The 20,970-nt window shown below is 70.4% G+C and carries 19 protein-coding genes; 15 read left to right on the top strand and 4 right to left on the bottom strand.

Annotated features, from left to right (window positions below; genetic code table 11):
* Positions 1 to 166 precede the first annotated feature (166 nt).
* Genes ACQPWU_RS11885 through ACQPWU_RS11895 form a run of 3 tightly spaced genes read left to right on the top strand, consistent with a single transcriptional unit; the run spans position 167 to position 5,001 of the window.
* Positions 167 to 1,729 carry a chitinase gene (locus tag ACQPWU_RS11885; protein ID WP_433439137.1) on the top strand — a complete coding sequence of 521 codons (1,563 nt, stop codon included), beginning with the start codon at positions 167 to 169 and terminating at the stop codon, positions 1,727 to 1,729.
* Complete coding sequence (locus ACQPWU_RS11890; protein ID WP_433439139.1) at positions 1,726 to 3,138, top strand: carbohydrate-binding protein; 1,413 nt, start codon at positions 1,726 to 1,728, stop codon at positions 3,136 to 3,138. Before ACQPWU_RS11885 ends, ACQPWU_RS11890 begins: the two co-directional genes overlap by 4 nt.
* A gap of 51 nt (positions 3,139 to 3,189) precedes the next feature.
* On the top strand, positions 3,190 to 5,001 hold the full coding sequence (locus ACQPWU_RS11895; protein ID WP_433439141.1) for a chitinase: 1,812 nt from the start codon (positions 3,190 to 3,192) through the stop codon (positions 4,999 to 5,001).
* Here the strand turns inward: ACQPWU_RS11895 and ACQPWU_RS11900 are convergent.
* A complete protein-coding gene (locus ACQPWU_RS11900; protein ID WP_433439143.1) occupies positions 4,994 to 6,565 on the bottom strand; it encodes a molybdopterin-dependent oxidoreductase in 1,572 nt (523 codons plus the stop codon). The genes ACQPWU_RS11895 and ACQPWU_RS11900 overlap by 8 nt on opposite strands.
* A gap of 118 nt (positions 6,566 to 6,683) precedes the next feature.
* Here ACQPWU_RS11900 and ACQPWU_RS11905 point away from each other — a divergent pair, with 118 nt between their 5' ends.
* Positions 6,684 to 8,078 (top strand): hypothetical protein, encoded by a 1,395-nt coding sequence (locus ACQPWU_RS11905; protein ID WP_433439146.1) that lies wholly within the window; start codon positions 6,684 to 6,686, stop codon positions 8,076 to 8,078.
* Here ACQPWU_RS11905 and erm read toward each other — a convergent pair.
* Positions 8,067 to 8,888, bottom strand: a complete 822-nt coding sequence (erm, locus tag ACQPWU_RS11910; protein WP_433439149.1) for an ErmE/ErmH/ErmO/ErmR family 23S rRNA (adenine(2058)-N(6))-methyltransferase — start codon at positions 8,886 to 8,888, stop codon at positions 8,067 to 8,069. The genes ACQPWU_RS11905 and erm overlap by 12 nt on opposite strands.
* Positions 8,889 to 9,142: 254 nt before the next feature.
* Between erm and ACQPWU_RS11915 the strand changes: the two genes are divergently transcribed.
* The 9 genes from ACQPWU_RS11915 to ACQPWU_RS11955 are packed head-to-tail and all read left to right on the top strand — an operon-like array spanning position 9,143 to position 17,600.
* The gene (locus tag ACQPWU_RS11915; protein ID WP_433439151.1) at positions 9,143 to 10,204 is read left to right on the top strand and encodes an AAA family ATPase; all 1,062 of its coding nucleotides are present in this window, start codon (positions 9,143 to 9,145) and stop codon (positions 10,202 to 10,204) included.
* Positions 10,201 to 10,890, top strand: a complete 690-nt coding sequence (locus tag ACQPWU_RS11920) for a hypothetical protein (RefSeq protein WP_433439153.1) — start codon at positions 10,201 to 10,203, stop codon at positions 10,888 to 10,890. Before ACQPWU_RS11915 ends, ACQPWU_RS11920 begins: the two co-directional genes overlap by 4 nt.
* Positions 10,887 to 11,975, top strand: a complete 1,089-nt coding sequence (locus tag ACQPWU_RS11925; protein ID WP_433439156.1) for a vWA domain-containing protein — start codon at positions 10,887 to 10,889, stop codon at positions 11,973 to 11,975. The genes ACQPWU_RS11920 and ACQPWU_RS11925 overlap by 4 nt, the downstream gene beginning before the upstream one ends.
* 44 nt (positions 11,976 to 12,019) lie before the next feature.
* Entirely contained in the window at positions 12,020 to 12,697 is a 678-nt protein-coding gene (locus ACQPWU_RS11930) for a response regulator transcription factor (protein WP_360701233.1), read from the top strand.
* Complete coding sequence (locus ACQPWU_RS11935) at positions 12,694 to 14,109, top strand: ATP-binding protein (RefSeq protein ID WP_433439160.1); 1,416 nt, start codon at positions 12,694 to 12,696, stop codon at positions 14,107 to 14,109. The genes ACQPWU_RS11930 and ACQPWU_RS11935 overlap by 4 nt, the downstream gene beginning before the upstream one ends.
* 23 nt (positions 14,110 to 14,132) lie before the next feature.
* Positions 14,133 to 14,657, top strand: a complete 525-nt coding sequence (locus ACQPWU_RS11940; RefSeq protein ID WP_433439162.1) for a hypothetical protein — start codon at positions 14,133 to 14,135, stop codon at positions 14,655 to 14,657.
* A complete protein-coding gene (locus ACQPWU_RS11945) occupies positions 14,654 to 15,745 on the top strand; it encodes a peptidoglycan-binding protein (RefSeq protein WP_433439164.1) in 1,092 nt (363 codons plus the stop codon). The genes ACQPWU_RS11940 and ACQPWU_RS11945 overlap by 4 nt, the downstream gene beginning before the upstream one ends.
* The gene (locus ACQPWU_RS11950; protein ID WP_433445191.1) at positions 15,745 to 16,407 is read left to right on the top strand and encodes an ABC transporter ATP-binding protein; all 663 of its coding nucleotides are present in this window, start codon (positions 15,745 to 15,747) and stop codon (positions 16,405 to 16,407) included. Before ACQPWU_RS11945 ends, ACQPWU_RS11950 begins: the two co-directional genes overlap by 1 nt.
* Positions 16,404 to 17,600 carry an ABC transporter permease gene (locus tag ACQPWU_RS11955; RefSeq protein ID WP_433439167.1) on the top strand — a complete coding sequence of 399 codons (1,197 nt, stop codon included), beginning with the start codon at positions 16,404 to 16,406 and terminating at the stop codon, positions 17,598 to 17,600. Before ACQPWU_RS11950 ends, ACQPWU_RS11955 begins: the two co-directional genes overlap by 4 nt.
* A gap of 1 nt (position 17,601) precedes the next feature.
* Here the strand turns inward: ACQPWU_RS11955 and ACQPWU_RS11960 are convergent, their stop codons facing one another.
* Positions 17,602 to 18,030 (bottom strand): hypothetical protein, encoded by a 429-nt coding sequence (locus tag ACQPWU_RS11960; RefSeq protein ID WP_433439169.1) that lies wholly within the window; start codon positions 18,028 to 18,030, stop codon positions 17,602 to 17,604.
* Positions 18,031 to 18,082: 52 nt separating this feature from the next.
* Between ACQPWU_RS11960 and ACQPWU_RS11965 the strand changes: the two genes are divergently transcribed.
* A complete protein-coding gene (locus tag ACQPWU_RS11965; RefSeq protein WP_433439171.1) occupies positions 18,083 to 18,946 on the top strand; it encodes a hypothetical protein in 864 nt (287 codons plus the stop codon).
* Between the two features lie 19 nt (positions 18,947 to 18,965).
* A complete protein-coding gene (locus tag ACQPWU_RS11970; RefSeq protein WP_433439173.1) occupies positions 18,966 to 19,667 on the top strand; it encodes a DUF6597 domain-containing transcriptional factor in 702 nt (233 codons plus the stop codon).
* Here the strand turns inward: ACQPWU_RS11970 and ACQPWU_RS11975 are convergent.
* Positions 19,653 to 20,693, bottom strand: coding sequence for an AI-2E family transporter (locus ACQPWU_RS11975; protein WP_433439175.1), 1,041 nt, complete (start codon positions 20,691 to 20,693; stop codon positions 19,653 to 19,655). The genes ACQPWU_RS11970 and ACQPWU_RS11975 overlap by 15 nt on opposite strands.
* Positions 20,694 to 20,970: the final 277 nt, after the last annotated feature.

The following is a 20,970-nucleotide window of genomic DNA, read 5'->3' on the forward strand; positions in this document are numbered from 1 at the left end:
GTCTTGTAAGCCTCCGGTGTCAAAGCTACGATCGCCGCAAATACTTAGGAAAGTTTCCTATAAGTTCACCGGATCCGAGCCAGCTCCTCCTTGCCGGTGCCGTACTGCTCGCGTTCTCACCCCCCGGCGCGAGCAGTGCGGCACCTCACCCCCGAAGGAAGAACTCGTGAGACATCGCGCGATCCTCCTGGCCCTCTCCACCCTCGCACTCAGCCTGTACGCCCTCCCGGCGCAGGCCGCCTCGGCCACCGCGACCTTCGTCAAGGTCTCCGACTGGGGTTCCGGCTTCGAGGGCAAGGTCACCGTCACCAACGGCACCACCACGGCCATGACCGGCTGGAACGTCCAGTTCGACGTCCCCGCCGGCTACTCGATCCCCTCCGCATGGGACGCGGTCATGTCGCGGAGCGGGCAGCACTACACGTTCACCAACCCGAGCTGGGCGCCCGCCCTCGTGGCCGGCGCCAGCGCGAGCTTCGGCTTCAACGGCAGCCCGGGCAACTTCCCCGGCATCACCGGCTGCACGCTGAACGGCGCCTCGTGCGGCGGCTCGTCGGCAGGGGTCCCCGGCGTGCCGGGCGCCGTCTCGGCCACAGCGACGGGCAGCGCCGTCACCCTCACGTGGGGAGCGTCGTCGGGCACGGTGACCGGCTATCGCGTGTACGAAGGGAGCGTTGTCAAGGCCACAGTCACGGGCACCACGGCCACGATCGGCGGGCTCGGCGCCTGCGAGACCCACACCTACACCGTCAAGGCGTACAACTCGGCGGGCGAGTCGGCAGGCCGCGACTCCACCGCCACCACGTCGGGCTGCACAGGCGGCGGCGGGACCCTCCCGAAACACTTCCTCACCGGTTACTGGCACAACTTCGCCAACGCCGCCGCCGAGCTCAAGCTGTCGGCAGTGCCGGACGAGTACGACCTGGTCGCGATCGCGTTCGGCGAGGCCACCGCCACCGCGGGCGAGGTCGCCTTCACGCTCGACCCCGGGCTGGCCACGGCGGTCGGCGGGTACACCGACGCCCAGTTCAGGGCCGACGTGCAGGCCCTGCACCAGCGGGGCAAGAAGGTCGTCCTGTCCGTCGGCGGCGAGGCCGGCCGGGTGCAGGTCGCCGACGCGGCCGCCGCGACGAGGTTCGCCGACTCGGTGTACGCGCTGATGCAGTCCTACGGCTTCGACGGCGTGGACATCGACCTGGAGAACGGCCTCAACGCCACCTACATGGCCCAGGCGCTCAGGTCGCTGCGCGCGAAGGCCGGCTCCGGGCTGATCATCACGATGGCCCCCCAGACCATCGACATGCAGTCGACCGGGATGGAGTACTTCAAGCTCGCCCTGAACATCAAGGACATCCTCACGGTCGTCCACACGCAGTACTACAACTCCGGCTCCATGCTCGGCTGTGACCAGGCCCAGGCGTACGCGCAGGGCTCGGTGAACTTCATGACCGCTCTCGCCTGCATCCAGCTCGAGAACGGCCTGCGCCCCGACCAGGTGGCGCTGGGCCTGCCGGCCGGGCCCGGCGCCGCGGGCGGCGGCGTCGTCTCGCCCTCCCTCGTCAACCAGGCGCTCGACTGCCTGGCCAAGCGCACCAGCTGCGGGACCTTCGTGCCACCGCGCGCCTACCCGGACATCAGGGGCGCGATGACCTGGTCCATCAACTGGGACGCGAGCAACAACTGGTCGTTCTCCAAGACCGTCAAGCCCCACCTCCAGGGAATGCCATGAAATTTCGCAGCAAACTCCTCGCATTACTCGCCGGGATCGCCCTCGCGCTGACCGGCGCCGGATTCACGGCCGCCGCGCCCGCCGCCTACGGTGCCGTGCAGCAGATGGCCGCCGCCTGGGCCCCGTGGACGTCGTACGCCATCGGCGCGGTCGTCACCTACAACGGCGTCGACTATGTGTGCATCCAGGCCCACACCTCGCAGCCCGGCTGGGAGCCGCCGAACGTGCCGGCGCTCTGGAAGCCCGGCTCGGGTGGCGGCAACCCCGGCGCGCCCGGCCAGCCCGGCACGGTCAGCACGTCCGTGACCAACTCCAGCATCTCGCTGAGCTGGGGCGCCTCGTCCGGCACCGTGACCGGCTACCGCGTGTACGAGGGCTCCACCCAGCGGGCCCAGGTCACCGGCACGAGCGCGACCGTCTCCGGGCTCGGCACATGCACGACGCACACCTACACGGTGAAGGCGTACAACTCGGCGGGTGAGTCGGCCGGCCGCGACGCCACTGCCACCACCACCGGCTGCACCGGCGGCGGCGGGACCAAGATGCCCGGCGCCCCCTACCTCTACATGGGCTGGGGCAACCCGCCCAACCCGGGCACCGTCATGGACGCGACCGGCGTCAAGTCGTTCACGATGGCGTTCATCCTGTCCAGCGGCGGCTGCACGCCGGCCTGGGACGGTAACCGGCCGCTGACCGGCGGCGCCGACCAGCAGGCCATCAACACGGTCAAGTCGAAGGGCGGCAGCGTCCAGGTCTCCTTCGGCGGCTGGTCGGGCAACAAGCTCGGCCCCAACTGCTCCACGCCGCAGGCGTTCGCGGGCGCGGTGCAGCAGGTCATCAACGCCGTCGGTCCCGCCGTCGTGGACTTCGACATCGAGAACACCGACGAGTTCGAGAACTACACCGTCCAGGACCGCATCCTGAACGGCCTCAAGATCGTCAAGCAGAACAACCCGAACGTCAAGGTCGTCGTCACCTTCGGGACCTCCAAGACCGGCCCCACCGCGCCCGGCGTGCGGCTCATCAACCAGTCCAAGGCGCTCGGCGTGCCGATCGACAACTACACGATCATGCCGTTCGACTTCGGCGGCACGAACATGTACCAGGACACGGTCAACGCCTCCGAGGGCCTGAAGAACGCGTTGAAGAGCGCCTTCGGGTGGACCGACGCCCAGGCGTACGCGCACATGGGCATCTCGGGCATGAACGGCCTGTCCGACCAGCAGGAGCTGACGTCCCCATCCACCTGGACGCAGATCCGCGACTGGGCCAAGTCGCATGGCCTGACCAGGCTCGCCTACTGGGCCGTCAACCGTGACCGCCCCTGCCCGGGCGGCGGCGTGGTCTCCAACTGCAGCGGCATCTCCCAGGCCGACTGGGAGTTCACCAGGACCACCGCCGGCTTCTGACCCGCTGAGCGGCCCGTCCCCGCGCCGGGGGCGGGCCGCATGGAGGCATCCATGAAACTCCGAGGACCGGTCGCACTCGCCCTGGCGCTCGCCGCGCTCCACGCCATCACCCCGTCCGCTGCCGGGGCGGCCGCGAACATCCTGGCCAACCCCGGTTTCGAGTCCGGTCTGAGCGGCTGGACGTGCAGTGCCACATCGGGCGCGCAGGCCGTCACGTCACCCGTGCACGGCGGCGCCGCGGCGCTGCGGGCCACCCCGGCAGGCAGCGACACCGCCCGCTGCCAGCAGGTCGTCACGGTCAAACCCGGCACGGCCTACCAGCTCTCGGCCTGGGTCCAGGGCGGCTACGTCTTCCTCGGAGCGACCGGCACCGGCGGCACCGACCCGCAGACCTGGGGCTCCCCGGGCGCGGCGTGGACCCAGCTGAAGACCTCCTTCACCACCGGCCCCTCGACCACGTCCGTGACCGTTTACGTCAACGGCTGGTACGGCCAGGGCGCCTATCTCGCCGACGACGTGGTGCTCGACGGCCCGGGCGGCACGCCGGACACCCAGGCCCCGACGGTCCCGGGCAACCTGTCCGCCGGCGGCGCCACGAGCTCGAGCCTCACGGTGAGCTGGTCGGCCGCCACCGACAACGTCGGGGTCGCCCGCTACGAGGTCTCCCGCGACGGAGGCGCCCCGGTCGCCGTCACCGGGACGAGCCACCAGGCGACCGGGCTCGCCGCGTCGACCACGTACCGCTTCAAGGTCCGCGCCTGCGACGCCGCGAACAACTGCTCCGCGTACACGCCCGAAGTGAGCGGCACGACGACGAGCGGCGGCGGTGGAGGCGGCGCGCTGCCGAAGCGGGTGATGGTGGGTTACCTGCACGCGTCCTTCGCCAACGGATCCGGATATATCCGGATGAGCGATGTGCCCAACGAGTGGGACGTCATCAACCTCGCCTTCGGCGAGCCCACCTCGGTCACCTCGGGCGACATCAGGTTCCGCCAGTGCCCGGCGGCCGAATGCCCGAACGTCGAGCCCGAGGCCGACTTCGTCGCCGCCATCAGGGCCAAGCAGGCCCAGGGCAAGAAGGTGCTGATCTCGATCGGCGGCCAGAACGGCCAGGTGCAGCTCACGACCGCCGCGGCGCGGGACAAGTTCGTGGAGTCGGTGTCCGCGATCATCGACAGGTACGGCCTCGACGGCCTGGACATCGACTTCGAGGGCCACTCGCTCTACCTCAACCCCGGCGACACGAACCTCGCCAACCCCACCACCCCGGTCATCGTCAACCTGATCTCGGCGCTGAAAACGCTCAAGAGCCGGTACGGCGCCAAGTTCGTGCTGACCATGGCCCCGGAGACGTTCTTCGTCCAGCTCGGCTACCAGTTCTACGGCCCGGGCCCGAACGGTACGGCCGACAGCAGGAGCGCCTCCTACCTGCCCGTCATCCACGCCATGCGGGACGACCTGACCCTGCTCCACGTGCAGGACTACAACTCGGGCCCGATCATGGGGCTCGACGGCCAGTACCACACGATGGGCGGGCACGACTTCCACGTGGCCATGACGGACATGCTGCTGGCCGGCTTCCCGATCATGGGCAACGCGGGCAACATGTTCCCGCCGCTGCGCCAGGACCAGGTGGCCATCGGGCTGCCCGCCTCCCCGAACGCGGGCAACGGGTTCACGACCGTGGCGGAGGTGCAGAAGGCGTTCGACTGCCTCGCCAAAGGCGCCAACTGCGACACCTACCGGCCGCGCGGCGTCTACCCGAACCTGCGCGGCCTCATGACCTGGTCGATCAACTGGGACAAGTACAACGGGTTCGAGTTCTCCCGGAGCCACCGGGCGTACCTGAACGGGCTCACCTGACGAGTTGAGTGGGCTTGAGCGGGATGCCGAGGCCCGGCGGCCGGTAGGTGGGCAGCGCCTCGCCGTACTCGTGCATCCAGGCGTGGTCCACCAGCAGCCGCATCCGCCCCCCGCCGGGCCCGCTCGGGGTCTCGGCGGTGGGCGTACGCCCGGTCAGCTTCTCGACCGAGCCGGCCACCAGCTCCACGTCGGGCGTTGACAGGTCGCAATGGTCGTCGGGCCCGATGAGCAGGTCCACGTCGGGCGGCAGCGGGTAGATCGGCCGCGGCAGGGCCAGCACGCGCGGCGGCGGCGCCATCGGCCAGCCGTCGCGCACCGCCTCCAGCAGCACCGAGCGCGCCGTCCTGCGCGCGAACAGCCCCTCGGCCAGCGCCCAGCTGAGCGCGCCCACGTCCGCCAGGTCCTCGCCGCACGCGTGCAGGCACAGGTACGGCACCAGCGGGATTCCCGCCCCGCCCGCCTGCGCCCACCCGCTGCCGCACCCGGTGAGCACCAGCAGCGACAGCATCGCCCGGTAGGCGGTGTCGGCGTGCGGTGTATCGAGCCGCCCCGGCACGAGCAGGCACCGCCCTCCGGTCTTCTCGGCCGTCACGCCCAGCTCACGCGCGATCTTCAGCGTCCGCGACGCGGCCACCCCGGTGCACGCCTCCTGCCAGGCGGGCGTGTACGGCTCACCCCGGTCCGCGTACCCGGACGGCCACACGCCGGGCAGCCCGGGGCGCGACACGCCATAGACGGCGAGAAGCAGGTCGAACACGGTCGTCACCAGCTCGTCGCCCTCCCGCAGCACCGGCACGCCGCGGCGCAGCACACCGGGCCCGTCGTCGAAGCGCGGCAGCAGCACCTCCACCGCCTCGCCGCCGTACACGCTCAGCCGGTCGCACCCGCGCCCCAGCAGCCCGCCCGGCACGTACGCGTCCTCGCGCGCCCGCAGCCGCACCAGGAACGGCAGGTCGGTGTGCTCCATGGCGTGCTCGGCGAACGGCGTCCTGTCCAGGTAGAACTCCTTGAGCAGCACGTGCCCCATGGCCATCGCGAGCGCCCCGTCGGTGCCGGGGCGCACGACCAGCGTCTCGTCAGACAGCCGCGTGGGATGCGTGCCCACCGCGACCACCTTCTGCCCCTTGTACCGCCCGGCGATCACCCACGGCGTGTCCGGCGTGCGTACCAGCCGGTTGTTCTCACCCCACTGCAGCACGTACGCCGCACGCGCCCAGTCGTCGGCGCCCGGGCCCGCGAACCGCGGCCCCAGCACCTGATCCGGCGCGCACGGATGCTCCGTCAGCACCGCGCCCCCGAGCCCGCCGACCAGCCGCGCCAGTGGCGAGGTGGACAGCGCCGCCACCCGGTCGGCCCCGTGCTGGGCGGTGGTGTGCACTATCGCCGCGGCCGTCAGCTCGGCCGCCGTGGCGTCGTCGAGCGGCACCCGTCGCTCGCCTCTGCCCGCCCGATATTGCTGTGAATTCGCTGTGAGTTTCGCCCAGGTGGCGACCGGGTCGCGCGTACCATCCCTCACCTCGAAATAGAGCCTGACCAGTGCCTGGTTGACCTGCGATCCCCCCATGGAAAAAGTTCAACACAGACAGTGATGCACTATCGCCATACGTATCGGCATGTCGGGGATAAGAATTGGAAGCCCTGGTGGCAAGCACCGCCGATGTTGCGGCAGGCTAGAGGCCGCCATGGATTACGCAGTTCTCACGGGGATAGTCCTCGTCGCCGGTGTCGTGTTCGCTCTCATCGCCCAATGGCGCGATTGGCGGCCGCCGCTCATTGTCGCCGTCCTCGTGGGCGTGGCCGTGCGGCTGCTGATCATGTACACGTCGGCGATCGACTCGTGGCAGCCCGTCGACTTCATGGAGAGTTTCAAGCCCGCGGGCGAGGCCGTGCTGCGCGGCCAGGACCCGGTGCTGGCCAGCGAGGGCGGCTGGCACTTCCTGCCGACCATCCCGTACGTGTACGGCATCCTGCTCTGGCTCGGCATCCCGTGGGAGTTCGCCGGGCGCCTGGTCACCGTGGTCGCCGACATCGTGCTCATCCCGCTGGTGGCCAAGCTGGCCGGCGGCCCCAAGGCGTCGCTGCGCGCCCTGCAGTACGCGCTCAACCCGCTCGCCCTGATGATCGCCTGCATCCACGGCCAGGTCGAGCCGGTCGCGCTCGTGTTCGGCGTGGCCGCGTTCGTGGTGGCCCGCGGCTCCGGCCCGCTGGAGCGTCCCGGCGTCGCGACGGACGTCGTCGCCAAAGTACGCGCCGGCGTGGCCGCTTACGGCGTGCGCTCCTCGATCCCGCGCGTGATCGGCCGGGGCGGCATGCTGCACCGCGCCCTGCTGCCGGGGCCCGACGACAAGTCCGATCTCAAGCGGGGCGCGCTGGCCGGAGTCCTGATGGGCCTCGCGCTGTGCGCCAAGAGCTGGCCGATCTGGCTCATCCCCGGCATGCTGCTGCTCCTGCCCAACCTGCGCTCCCGCGTCGCCGCCCTGTTCACCACCGGGCTCCTGCCGCTGTTCTTCCTGGTCACGCTGCCGATTTTCGCGGGCACGTCCCTCGACCAGATCCCCGCGGTCATCAACACGATCCGGGACATCCGGCCGATCATCGGCGAATGGGGCTGGACGCCGTGGTTCACCGGCGGCGACTGGGCGCTGATACCGGCGCTGGCCTCCTTCGGCACGAACCTCATCTACGCGTGCGTCATCGCGGTGATCCTCATCTGGCGGCGAGCCGACCCGATCGACATGACCATCGCCATCCTGCTGATCTTCATGGTGGTGACGCCGCGGCTGGGCGCTCAATACCTGCTGTGGTTCATGCCGTTCCTGGTCGCCAGGCCCACCAAGTTCGCCTGGCCGGCCATCGTGGGCGTGTCGATCTGGTCCGGATACGGCTACCTCTACATGACGCAGTTCGACGTCAACACCTGGTGGTACCTGCACCAGGACTGGTCACGGGCGTCGATCGTGCTGCTCCCCATCCTGGCGCTGGCCATGCCCTGGGGCCGCCGCATCGCGACCGCGGCCCCAGGACTGGCTCCCATCGTCGGCCGTTCGGAGCCGGCCAGGGTCAAGTCACCGGCATAGGCGCTCCCACAAGGTGATCCACTGGTCGGGGTGGACGTGGCCCACGACGGTGTCACGGGCGACGCCCGCTGCCTCCAGCGCGGCGTCCACCCCCTGGTAGCGCGTCTTCAGCGAGGCGCGCACCGAGCCGCCCACACCGCCGAACCCGAGCTCGACCAGCTCCTGGTAGGAGCCGCGCCCATGTACGAGCGGCTGCGGCCTGCGCTGGATGCGCAGGATCGCCGAATCGACGGACGGGACGGGGCGGAAGCCCTCCTTGCCGATCGTGTCGCCGAGCCGCCAGCTGAACCACGGCCACGACTCGACCGTGACCAGGCTCCAGCGGCCGTAGTCGCCCGCCCGCTTGCGGGCGTACTCCCGCTGGGTGAGCAGTGTCGCCGAGGTCAGCGCCGGCGCCCGCAGGCACCAGTCCACGATCTTCGACGTGATCGAGTACGGGATGTTGCCCACGACCGCGAACTGCTCCCGCGGCGCCCGTGCGACCGTGAAGTCGCCCCTGACCACGTCGATCCTGGGATCGTCGCGTGTGCGGCCGGCCAGTCGTACGGCGAGTCTCGGGTCGATCTCGTAGGCGACGACCCTCGCGCCCGCCTCGGCCAGTGCGAAAGTGAGGACACCCTCGCCCGCGCCGGGCTCCAGCACGAGCCCTTCGGGGGCGGCGGCCTTCACCACCAGCTCGACGGCATGCCTGTCGGCCAGGAAATTCTGCGAGAGAGTGCGCCGCGCCCGGTCCGTGGGCGTGCGGCCGCCGCTGTTCCTGGCTTTGCGTTGAGTATGTGAATAGTTTCCGTGCGCGAAATTCTGCGCCACAGCACTTGCCCTTCCGGGTCCTCGAGATTGACGTGTCTCGAAGGGCCCTGGGCACGCGCGCGGACGCCCGGATCAGGCTCTGCTCAGATCGTCGCGTCCGCTAGCGGGCCAGAGCCCGGCCGTGGCGGATGCGAATGAAAACCTGGCAGGTGAACATGCATGTCATGCCGGTCACAGTAGGCAGCGGCCGGTCACCCGGGCAACGTAATTAAATGTGATGCGCGGGCGGCGCGTGATTCGCCACCCTGGAATGCGTGCAGGCAACGGTCACGGTCACCCCGGCGCAGCTCCCCGAGCTGCTGCTGCACGTCGCCGTGGTCCGGCCCGTGTTCCTGTGGGGCGCCCCCGGCATCGGCAAGAGCTCGCTGGTACGCGACTTCGCCGACTCGCTCGGCCTGGAGTGCGTGACGCTGCTCGGCACCCAGCTCGCCCCCGAAGACCTGATCGGCGTGCCCGAGCTGGTCGACGGGCGCAGCCGGTTCGCGCCGCCCGAGTCGATCGCCCGCGCGGAGCCGTACTGCCTGTTCCTCGACGAGCTCAACGCCTCCGCGCCCGAGGTGCAGAAGGCGTTCTACTCGCTGATCCTCGACCGCAGGATCGGCACGTACGACCTGCCCGCCGGCTCGGTGGTGATCGGCGCGGGCAACCGCGCCACCGACAACGCGCTCGCCCGCCCGATGGCGTCCGCGCTGATCAACCGGCTGGTCCACGTGCACCTGCGGGCCTCGGCCGACGACTGGCTGAAGTGGGCCGCCGCCAACGGTATCCACCCGTGGATCGTCGACTACCTGGTGCAGCGGCCCGACCACCTGTGGAGCCCGCCGCCGAAGACCGAGGAGCCGTTCTCCTCGCCGCGGGCCTGGCACATGCTGTCCGACGTGCTGCTTTCGTACGGCGACGACGTGCCCGACGAGACGATCGCCATGCTGGCGTTCGGGACGCTGACCGCCACGCACGCCTCGGCCTTCCGCGCGTACGTCAAGACCGTGCGGCACGCGTACGACCTGGAGGCCGTGCTGAAGGGCGAGGCCCCCTGGCCCCGCAAGCCCGAGGAGCGCGACCTGCTCTACTTCCTGGCCGAGGCGTTCCGCGCCCGCCTGATCAAGGAGCTGCCCGCGGACAAGCGCGGATCCTCCGCCCGCGGTCGCGACCTGGGCTTCCGGGCCAAGACCCTGCTGGTGGAGCTGGCCGAGATCTCCCTCGAATGCGCCCAGCTGGTCATCGCCAACAACGCCGACGGCGCGCCCGCCCTGCCCACCTGGTTCCTGGTGGAGGTCGGCAGGGACGTGCCGCGGCTGATGGCGGCCCGGTCATGAGCCGCGCCAAGCCCAAGGTCGATCCGTGGCGGGCAGAGGTCCACAACGGCTGGAACACCGTCCTCCGGCAACCGCTCTTCCGCGTCTTCCACAGCTACCTGCTGGAGGCCGAGCAGGACGAGCTGGGGAGCGACACCTGGGCCGTCGCCACCGACGACGGCGACGTGCGCTTCCATCCCAAGCGCCGCGCCCCCGCCGAGGAGTGGACGTGGGTCTTCGCCCACCTGCTGCTCCACCTCGGCTTCGGCCACGCCGACCCGCGTGCCTGCGCGCCGAAGGACATCGACGGCGACCGCCCGGACCCCGCCTACCACGCGGCCTGCTGCCTGGCCGTGGAGCGGTTCCTGCGCACCCTCAAGATCGGGCGCTGCCCCTGGCCGCTGCCCGACGAGCTGCCCGAACAGGACGAGGTGGCGCTGTCAGAGCGCTGGCGCAGGCTCGGCGTCCCGGCCCCGTTCAAGCCACTGGGCGAGCCCGACTTCCGCATCGGCTCGGCGAAGCTGGCCGAGGACCTCGACTTCCAGCGCACGTTCGCGATCGGCATCGCCGAGGCGGCCACCAGCGCGCTCGACCGGGCCGGCGAGCCCCGCACCCCGTCGAAGGGCACGTCAAGGGCCCCTGGGACCTGGCGCTGCGCTGGTTCACGTCCTCGTACCCGCTGCTCGGCGCGCTGGCCGCGGGCATGAAGATCGTCTCGGACGCCGAGCTGGCCAGGGGCTGGGCCATCTCGATCGCCGCGGTCAGCGCCGAGGCGGGGGAGATCTACATCAACCCGCTCGCCCAGCACTCCGAGCCCGAATGGCGTTTCGTGCTGGCTCACGAGATGCTGCACGCCGCGTTGCGTCACGGTGAGCGGTGCGGCATGCGGGAGCCGTACCTGTGGAACATCGCCTGCGACTACGTGATCAACGGGTGGCTGATCGAGATGGGCGTCGGCGAGATGCCGGAAGGGCTGCTGTTCGACCAGTCGCTGAGCGGCATGTCCGCGGAGGCGGTCTACGACCGCATCGCCACCGACCTGCGCCGCCTGCGCAAGCTCGCCACCCTGCGCGGGCGCGGGCTCGGCGACGTGCTCGACCAGCCGCCGCGCCGCATCGGCGGATACGTCGACCTCGACGAGTACTACCGCAACGCGCTCTGCACCGGCCTGGCCTACCACCAGAGCAGCGGCCGCGGCCTGCTGCCCGCCGGGCTCGAGCAGGAGATCCGCGCGCTCGACCAGCCGCCGCTGCCCTGGGACGCCCGGCTCGCCCGCTGGTTCGACGAGCACTTCCAGCCCGAGGAGAAGCGGCGCTCCTACGCCCGCGCGTCGCGCAGGCAGGCGTCGAGCCCCGGCATCCCGCGGCCCGGCTGGGTACGGCCCGAGGAGGTCGTGCGCAAGGCCACGTTCGGGGTCGTGCTGGACACCTCCGGGTCCATGGACGTGACGCTGCTCGGCAAGGCGCTCGGCGCGATCGCCTCCTACGCGGCGGCCCGCGACGTGCCCCGCGCCCGTGTGGTCTTCTGCGACGCCGCCGCCTACGACGCCGGATACCTGCCGGTGGAGGAGATCGCGGGCAAGGTCAGGGTGCGCGGCCGCGGCGGCACGGTCCTCCAGCCGGGCGTCAGGCTGCTCGAGCAGGCCAACGACTTCCCGCCGGAGGGCCCCATCCTGGTGATCACCGACGGCGCGTGTGACGTGCTGCACATCCGCAGGGAGCACGCGTTCCTGGTGCCGCAGGGCGCGTCGCTGCCGTTCCGGCCGCGCGGGCCGGTGTTCTTCGTGAAGTGAGCGCTTTGAGCCCGCTTTGAAGTGGCTCGGGTAGACCTTTAACCATGGACCGACCGGCCAGGGTGCTCGTCGTCGACGACGAGCCGAACATCCGCGCGCTGCTCTCGCAGACGCTGCGACTGGTGTCGTTCGAGGTGCGGACCGTGGAGACGGGCGCGGAGGCGGTGACGGCCGCCAGGGAGTTCAAACCCGACATCGTGGTGCTCGACGTGATGCTGGCGGACTTCGACGGGTTCGAGGTCGCCAGGCGGCTTGGCGAGCGCATCCCCGTGCTGTTCCTGACCGCCCGCGACCGGGTGGAGGATCGCGTGCAGGGGCTCACGCTCGGCGCCGACGACTACGTGGCCAAGCCGTTCAGCCTGGAGGAGGTGGTGCTGCGCATCCGCGCCATCCTGCGCCGCAGCCGCGCCAAGCCCGAGGACGAGATCCTCCGCTACGCCGACCTGGAGCTTGACGCCCAGGCCCACGAGGTGCGCAGAGCCGGTGTGCCGGTCGACCTGTCGCCCACCGAGTTCAACCTCCTCGAATATCTCCTGACCAACGCCGGCCGGGTGGTGAGCAAGGCCCAGATCCTCGACAGTGTGTGGCGATACGACTTCGACGGCGACTCCAGCATCGTCGAGTCGTACGTCTACTACCTGCGCAAGAAGATCGACAAGTGGGAGCCGCAGCTCATCCACACCGTGCGCGGTGTCGGCTACACGCTGAGGACCCCGCGGTGAGACCCGCCACCTGGACCCTGCGTACCCGCCTGGTCATGGCCGTGCTCGGGCTCGCCACGCTCGGCCTGGTGCTCTCCAACCTGGTGGGCATCGTGCTGCTCCGCGACAACCTGATGAACCGCGTGGACCACCAGCTCGAACAGATCGCCAAGATCGCCTCGGCCAAAGGCGTCCAGGCGATCCCGCAGCAGAAGTCCATCGTGGGGAACGACGTCTACAACCTGCTCACGAAGCGGTTCGCCGCCGTCCAGCAGATCATGGTCTACAGCGCGGACGGCACGCTGCAGTTCAAGTCCTCCGGCGACCAGACCCAGCCCGCCCCGGTCATCGACGAGATCAGGACCGGAGAGACCTACACCGTGCCAGGCACCGGCGGGGCCTCGTGGCGGGTGCGCGCCGCGCCGCTGCCCAACGGCAACACCTGGGTCTTCGCCCAGTCGCTCGCCGAACTCGAGCAGACCCAGAACTCCGCCATCGCCATCGCCGTCGCGGTGAGCGCGTTCGTGCTGCTCCTGCTCGGCCTGGCCGCCGACGCGCTGGTACGCCTCGGCCTGCGCCCCCTGACCAGGATGGAGGCCATCGTGGGCCACATCGCGCGCGGCGACTTCGCCCGCCGGGTGCCCGCCCACGACCCGCACACCGAGCCCGGCCGCCTGGCCGGAGCCATGAACGTCATGCTCGACCGCCTCCAGTCCGAGATCGCCGCCAGGACCGACTCCGAGGCCCGCATGCGGCGCTTCCTGGCCGACGCCTCCCACGAGCTGCGCACGCCGCTCACCTCCGTACGCGGCTTCGCCGAACTGCACCGCAGGGGCGGCGGCGACGCCGACGAGGCGATGCGCCGGATCGAGGACGAGGCCGCCAGGATGGGCGTGCTGGTCAACGACCTGCTCACGCTGGCCCAGCTCGACGAGGAGCGACCGCTCGACCGGCGCCCCGTCGACCTGCTGGAGGTGGCCGCCGACACGATCCGCGATGCCCGCGTACGCGTGCCGGAGCGGCAGGTCAAGCTGGCCGGGCTGGACGGCCGGCTGGCGCCCGTTTCGATCACGGGCGACGACGCCCGCCTGCGCCAGGTGGCCGTCAATCTCGTCGGCAACGCGCTCTGCCACACGCCCCCCGACGCCTCCGTCACCGTCAAGGTCGGCAGGTCCGGCGGCATGGCCGTGCTGGAGGTGTCGGACACCGGGCCCGGCGTGCCGCCCGACCACGTACCGCACCTGTTCGACCGCCTCTACCGCGTCAGCCAGGCCAGGACCAGGGCCGATGGCGGCGCCGGGCTCGGCCTGGCCATCGTCTCCGCCATCGTCCGAGCCCACGGCGGCCGCGTCGAGGTGGACACCGCGCCCGGCGAGGGCTCGACCTTCCGCGTGCTCCTACCTGACTCCGAGGCGGCTCCCAGCCGGCATTGAAGCGCGCTCGGCACATTCGGAGCATGACAAGGACACTCATCGCGACGGCCCTGCTGGCCGCGTTCGCCGTCGGCTGCGGGAGCCGGCAGAGCCCACCCGGAGTCGCCTCCGTGGACGTGGGCGCCTCAGCGCGGCCCTCCGCCTCCGCCGGCGCGACCGCGACGGCAGATCCGCAGGAGCAGGGCAGGAAGTTCGCGCAGTGCATGCGCGACCACGGCGTGCCGATGGAGGATCCCGACCCGAACAAGGGCGGTGGCCTCAGGTCGATCGGCACGGACACCAACAAGAAGAAGCTCGCGGAGGCCCTCGACGCCTGCCGCGCCTACGCACCGGCGAAGCTTCGCGAAGGCCTCAAGCCGGAGGACGTCGAGCAGCTCCGCCAGTTGGCCCAGTGCATGCGCGAGAACGGCGTGGACATGCCCGACCCCAATCCCGACGGCACCTTCCCCAGCGGCAGCATGGGCAAGCTCAAGCGCGACGACCCCAAGTTCAAGACGGCGTTCGAAGCCTGCAACCAGAAGTTCCCGCGGGAGGGAGGGAAGAAGTGACGGAGGTCAAGGAGCCTTTACTCACCTCACGTGCCCTGCCGCCACGGCCCCGCCGCCCGCTGCGGACGCTGGCGTGGACGGGCGGCGCCGCGCTGCTCGCCGCCGCCGTCGCGGCCGCTGCCCTGGGCTTCGGCGGCAACGGCGACGGCACGGCCGACGCGACCCGCACGCCCCCTGCCACCGCCAAGGTGACCCGCACGACCCTCACTGAGACCGAGACCGTGGACGGCACCCTCGGGTACGGCGACACCCTGACCATCACCGGCAAGTCCCAGGGCACGATCACCTGGCTTCCCGGCGAGGGCACCACCATCACCCGGGGCCACGGCGTCTACAGCGTGGACGCCGATCGCCGCCCCCTCCTGTACGGCACCATGCCCCTCTACCGCACCCTGGAGGACGGCGTCGAGGGCAAGGACGTCGAGCTGCTCGAACGCAACCTGAAGGCACTCGGCTACACCGGCTTCGACGTGGACGACACGTTCACCTGGGCCACCAGGGAAGCGGTCGAGGACTGGCAGGACGACCTCGGGCTCGGCGTCACCGGCAGGGTGCAGCCCGGCGACGTCGTGATCGCCGACGGTCCCATCCGGGTCGCCGAGCTGAAAAAGACGCTCGGCGACACTGCGAGCGGCCCCGTGCTCACCGCCACCGGCACCACCCGCGAGGTGCTCGTCAACCTCGACGTGGCCGACGAACACCTGGTCAGGAAGGGCATGAAGGCCACCGTCGAGCTGCCGGACGGCAGCACCGTGAACGGCAAGATCTCCAGCGTGGGCAAGGTCGCCACCGAGACCGCCAACAGCAACGACGCCACCACGACCGTCGAGGTCAAAGTGTCGGTGAGCGGCCTGAAGAAGTCGTACGACGCCGCCCCCGTGGACGTCACGATCGTGTCGGAACAGCGGAAGAACGTCCTCGCCGTGCCCGTCGGCGCGCTGCTCGCGCTGGCCGAGGGCGGCTACGGCGTGCAGGTGGTCGAGGGCTCGTCCACCCGCTACGTCGCGGTCGAGACCGGCATGTTCGCCGACGGCCAGGTCGAGGTCACCGGCGTGCAGGAGGGCATGACCGTGGCGGTGCCCAAGTGATCGTCGAACTGCACGACGTGAGCAAGCACTACGGTGACGTCACCGCCCTCCAGGGGGTCTCGATGGGCATCGACCACGGCGAGCTGATGGGCATCGTCGGTCCCTCCGGCTCCGGCAAGTCGACCATGCTCAACATGATCGGCACGCTCGACCGCCCCTCCGGCGGCCAGGTCCGCATCGCGGGGCACGACGTGGGCTCGCTCACCGACAAGCAACTGTCCGCGCTGCGCGCGAACGTCATCGGCTTCGTCTTCCAGCAGTTCCACCTGGCCGCCGGCGTCTCCGCACTGGACAACGTGGCCGACGGGCTCCTGTACGCGGGCCCGTCCCTGCGAGAGCGGCGGCTGCGCGCGTACGACGCCCTGGAACGTGTCGGGCTCGGGCACCGGCTCGGCCACCGCCCGCACGAGTTGTCCGGCGGCGAGCGGCAGCGGGTGGCCATCGCCCGTGCCGTGGTCGGCGAGCCGCAGCTGCTGCTGGCCGACGAGCCGACCGGCAACCTGGACTCCCGCTCCGGAGCCGGCGTGATGGAACTGTTGCGCGAGCTGAACGCGGGCGGCACCACCGTGGTCATCATCACCCACGACCGCGACATCGCCGCCTCGCTGCCCCGGCAGGTCGAGATGCTCGACGGCCAGGTGGTGGAGGGAGTTCGGATATGACCGCCTTGGTGACATCCCGGATGCGGCCGCGCGACGTGGTCAGGGTCGGCGGCGCGGGCCTGCGGGCCAGGCCGCTGCGGGTGTTCCTGTCGGCGCTCGGCATCGCCATCGGCATAGCCGCGATGCTCGGAGTCGTCGGCATCTCCGCCTCCAGCCAGGAGGACCTCAACCGGCAGCTCGCGGCGCTCGGCACGAACCTGCTCACCGTCTCGCCCGGCAAGACCCTGTTCGGCGAGGCGTCGCACCTGCCCGAGGAGGCCGAAGGCATGATCGGCCGGATCGGCCCCGTCACCTCGGTCACCGCCACCGGCACGACACCGGCCAAGGTGTACCGCAACGACCACATCCCCGAGGCCCAGACCAGCAGCGTCTCCGTCACCGCCGCCCGCCTCGACCTGCTCGAGGACGTCGGCGCCACCGTCGTCAGCGGCACCTGGCTGAACGAGGCCACCCATCGCTACCCGGCCACCGTGCTCGGCGCCAAGGCGGCCGACCGGCTCGGCGTCGTCCAGGCCGGCCCCGACCAGCAGGTGTGGCTGGGCGGGCGGTGGTTCACCGTCGTGGGCGTGCTGGCACCCGCGCCGCTCGCCCCCGAGCTGGACACGGCCGCCCTGGTCGGCTGGCCGGTCGCGGAGCAGCGGCTCGGCTTCGACGGCTACGCGACCACGATCTACACCAGGGCGCAGGAGGCGTACGTCGTCGCCGTGCGCGACGTGCTCGCCGGCACCGCGAACCCGGAGCAGCCCAACGAGGTCGAGGTCTCCAGGCCGTCGGACGTGCTGGCCGCCAAGCAGGCCACCGACGCCACGCTGAACGCGCTCCTGCTCGGCCTCGGCGGCGTCGCGCTGCTGGTGGGCGGCGTGGGCGTGGCCAACACGATGGTCATCTCGGTGCTCGAGCGGCGCGCGGAGATCGGCCTGCGCCGCTCGCTCGGAGCCACGCGCGGCCAGATCCGACTGCAGTTCCTGGCGGAGTCGCTGCTGCTGTCGGCCATCGGCGGCGTGGGCGGCGTGCTGATCGGCATCGGCGTCACCGCGGCTTACGCGGGCTTCCAGGGCTGGCCCGCGGTCGTGCCGCTCTGGGCCATGCTCGGCGGCGTCTTCGCCACGCTGATCATCGGTGGCGTGGCGGGCTTCTACCCGGCCGTACGTGCCGCGCGAATGTCGCCGACGGAGGCGCTCGCGACTCCCTGACCTACTCGTGCTCCGTGACGACTATGACCCGGACGAGGTGCCCGTGCGACTTGAAGATCCCCGGAGGGTCGCCGGGCATCACGCCTGTCACGCAGTCGTACACGTCGCCGCCCGCCTGGCGTACGAAGAAGGAGGGCTCGGCGATCACCGACAGCAGCCTGATCACGGCCCGCTGCACGTCGATGCCCTCCAGCTCCTCCTCCGGGCGAGCCCGCACCTCGTAGAAGCCGTCGTCGAGCAGCCGCTCGCCCAGCACCTCCCAGCCGGGCACGCGCCGCAGGTGGGGGAGGAGATGCGCCTCGGGCTCCTCGGTCACCCACCCCTCTGTGCGCATCATCTCGTCGAGCCGCCGCACGGCGGGCAGCATCGCCGCCGCGTCGCTCACGCCGGTGAACCGCTCGTCCTCGTACCATCGCCGCTGCCGCTCCACACGTCCGATTCTTACAAGAGAACGGCTCGAGGGAAGGGGTAACTTCGCCTCCATGGACGTGATCGACCGCGCAGAGCGATACCTGCATCTCAACGGGCGCCTCATCGACAGGTTGCGTTTCGAGACGCTCTTCAAAGACGGGCCGCGCGAGCGGGTGCTCGACGTGCTGCGCTGCTACCAGAACGCGGACGGCGGCTTCGGCAACGCGCTCGAGCCCGACCTGCGCGGCGCGGGCAGCCAGCCGGAGCCGGTCGAGGTGGCGTTCTGGATCCTGGACGAGCTCGGCGCGTTCGACTCGCCGATGGTGCCCGCCGCCTGCGACTACCTGGCCCGCGTCAGCGCGCCCGACGGCGGAGTGCCGTTCGTCCTGCCGTCCGTACGCGACACGCTTCACGCGCCGTGGTGGGAGACCCCCGACGAGCCGCCGGGGAGCCTCGTGCCCACCGCCTCGATCGCGGGGCTGCTGCACAAGCACGGCAGCACGCATCCCTGGCTGGCCGCGGCCACCGACTTCTGCTGGTCGCAAATCGCCGCGATCACCGAGACCAACCCGTACGAGGCCAGGGCCGTGGTGACGTTCCTGGACCTGGTGCCGGACCGATCCCGTGCGGAGGCGGAGCTCGCGCGCTTGCGCGAGGCCATCCTCGCGACCGTTTCCTTCGATCCTGACGCGTCGGGACACGCGCACTTCCCGCTGGACTTCGCGCCCGAGCCGCTGCGGCTGCCGCTGTTCGCCCAGGACGTCCTGGACACCCACCTCGACGCCTTGATCGCCGCGCAGACCGACGACGGGGGATGGAGCGGGAACTGGCTGATGTGGACCCCGGTGGTGGCGCACGAATGGGGCGGATACGTCACCATGCTGAGGCTCAAGACGCTGCGTGCGTACGGGCGGCTGCCGGGGTTCTGTCGGTGAGCTCGCGTACGTTGGGGGCATGTACGTGGAACGGCCCCCCGGCGCGGATCTCGCCGATCGCGTCGCCTGCGTGTGGCACCAGGTCAGCGAGGCGGACAGCACGCAGCTCGTGGTGCCCGACGCCTGCGTCGACCTGATCTGGGGGCCGGAGGGGCTGTTCGTGGCGGGCCCGGACACGGGGCCCATGCCGACGCCCATGGCTTCGGGCGACACGTTCGTGGGCATCCGCTTCAAGCCGGGCGCGGCGGGCGACTTCTTCGGCGTCCCGCTCCAGGAGCTCCGCGACCGGCGCGTCCCGCTGTCCGATCTCCCGCCCCTGCACGTCCCGGACACCGGCCCTACGTGGCGGCTCGACGCGATGCGTGTCGCCGTCAGAGGGCGCCTGGCCCAGGGGACATCGGTCGATCCCGCGAGCTCCGCCATCGCCGACGCGCTCAGGAACGGCCGCACGGTGGGGGAGGTGGCGTGGGACCTGGGCCTCAGCGAGCGCCAGCTGCATCGCCGCAGCCTGACCTCGTTCGGCTACGCGCCCAAGACTCTCCAGCGCATCGTCCGCTTCCAGCGTGCGCTTTCCCTGGCCCGCACCGGCGTCCCGCTGGCGGAGGTGGCGGTCACGGCGGGCTATGCCGACCAGGCGCACCTGTCACACGACGTCAAGCGGCTGAGCGGGGTGTCCATGCGCGACCTCGTCTCCTTTTCCGGGGTCTCACTTTCCGGGTAGCTTCCCCGACACCAGCGCCTGTGCCCACCCGGCGCTCGGATCGCTGTCGATGAACAACGCCCGCGCCAGCAAACTGAGCGGAATGGCGAGAATGGCGCCCAGCGGCCCCAACACGAAAGTCCACACGATCAGCGAGATGAACGTCATGGTCGTGGAGAGCCCCACGGCGTCCCCGAGGAATTTGGGGAGAATGAACGACTGGGTGACGACATTGGTGACCGTGTACGCGGCGATGACGAGCAACATCTTCTGCACGCCGCCGTCCAGCAGGGCGAGCATGGCGGGCGGCAGCAGGCCGATGACGAAACCGATGTTCGGGATGTAGTTGGCGATCAGCGCGAGCACGCCCCAGAGCAGCGGCAGCGGCACGTGCAGCAGCGACAGGGCGATCATCGCGAAGACCGCGTAGATCAGTCCGAAGACGGTCGAGACAATCAGATAACGCCGCGTTTTGTGCGCGAACGTGCCCAGGGCCGTCACCAGTCCCGGTCTGTGCCCTTCGCCGGTGGTGAGAATTTTCGCGGTCCCCGGCGCGTCGAGACACATCGCCAGCAACAACACGACGATGAGAAACATCGCCGACAGAATGCCGATCAAACTGCCGAGCAGACTCTGCGCCAATTCCACGATCTTGGCCGGATCGAACGCCTGCAACCCTTTGTTGATCATTGCGTTGCTGAGCCCGTGCGTGGTTGCCCAGTGCTGCGCGTCGGTGAGGAGGCGGTCGAACTGGGTTGCGTACGTGGGGAGCAGCGATACGAGCTCGGTGGCAGAGATGGTCACGATGCCGGCCATGCCGAGGAGCACGAGCACGACGATGAGGAACGGCACGGCCACCTGGAGCCAGATGGGCGCGCGCCATACAGCGAGCCGCGCACGGATGGGGGAAACGGCGATGACGAGCACGAGTGCCAGCACGACCGGGCCTGCGATGGACGCGACCTCGCGGATTCCGTAGAGGACGACCATCGCGGCGGCGATGCCCGCCAGGATGATGAGCGCCCGGGGCGCGGGATGATCTCGCACGTCGGGTACGTACCCCTGGCGCGCTCCCGAACCATCGATTTGACGGTTCCCGGAGGCGTACATAGAGTTCACCAGTCCCGCGAGGGCGGCGCTTGATCGCCGATCTCACTCGGGGGCGACCCCCAGAACTTCCACTGCGGCGGCGTTCGCGTCTGCTCGTGAGGGCTGGTAAGTTAGAGGGGTTGTCCCGGAAACGGGGCGCGGCTTAATTTCTGCAGATCGAGCGAGTCGAGTCAATTTGACAGGGACTTGAACGGCTGAAAGAATTAAGACACAA

The organism is Nonomuraea sp. CA-141351 (assembly GCF_050944675.1).
GTDB lineage: Bacteria > Actinomycetota > Actinomycetes > Streptosporangiales > Streptosporangiaceae > Nonomuraea.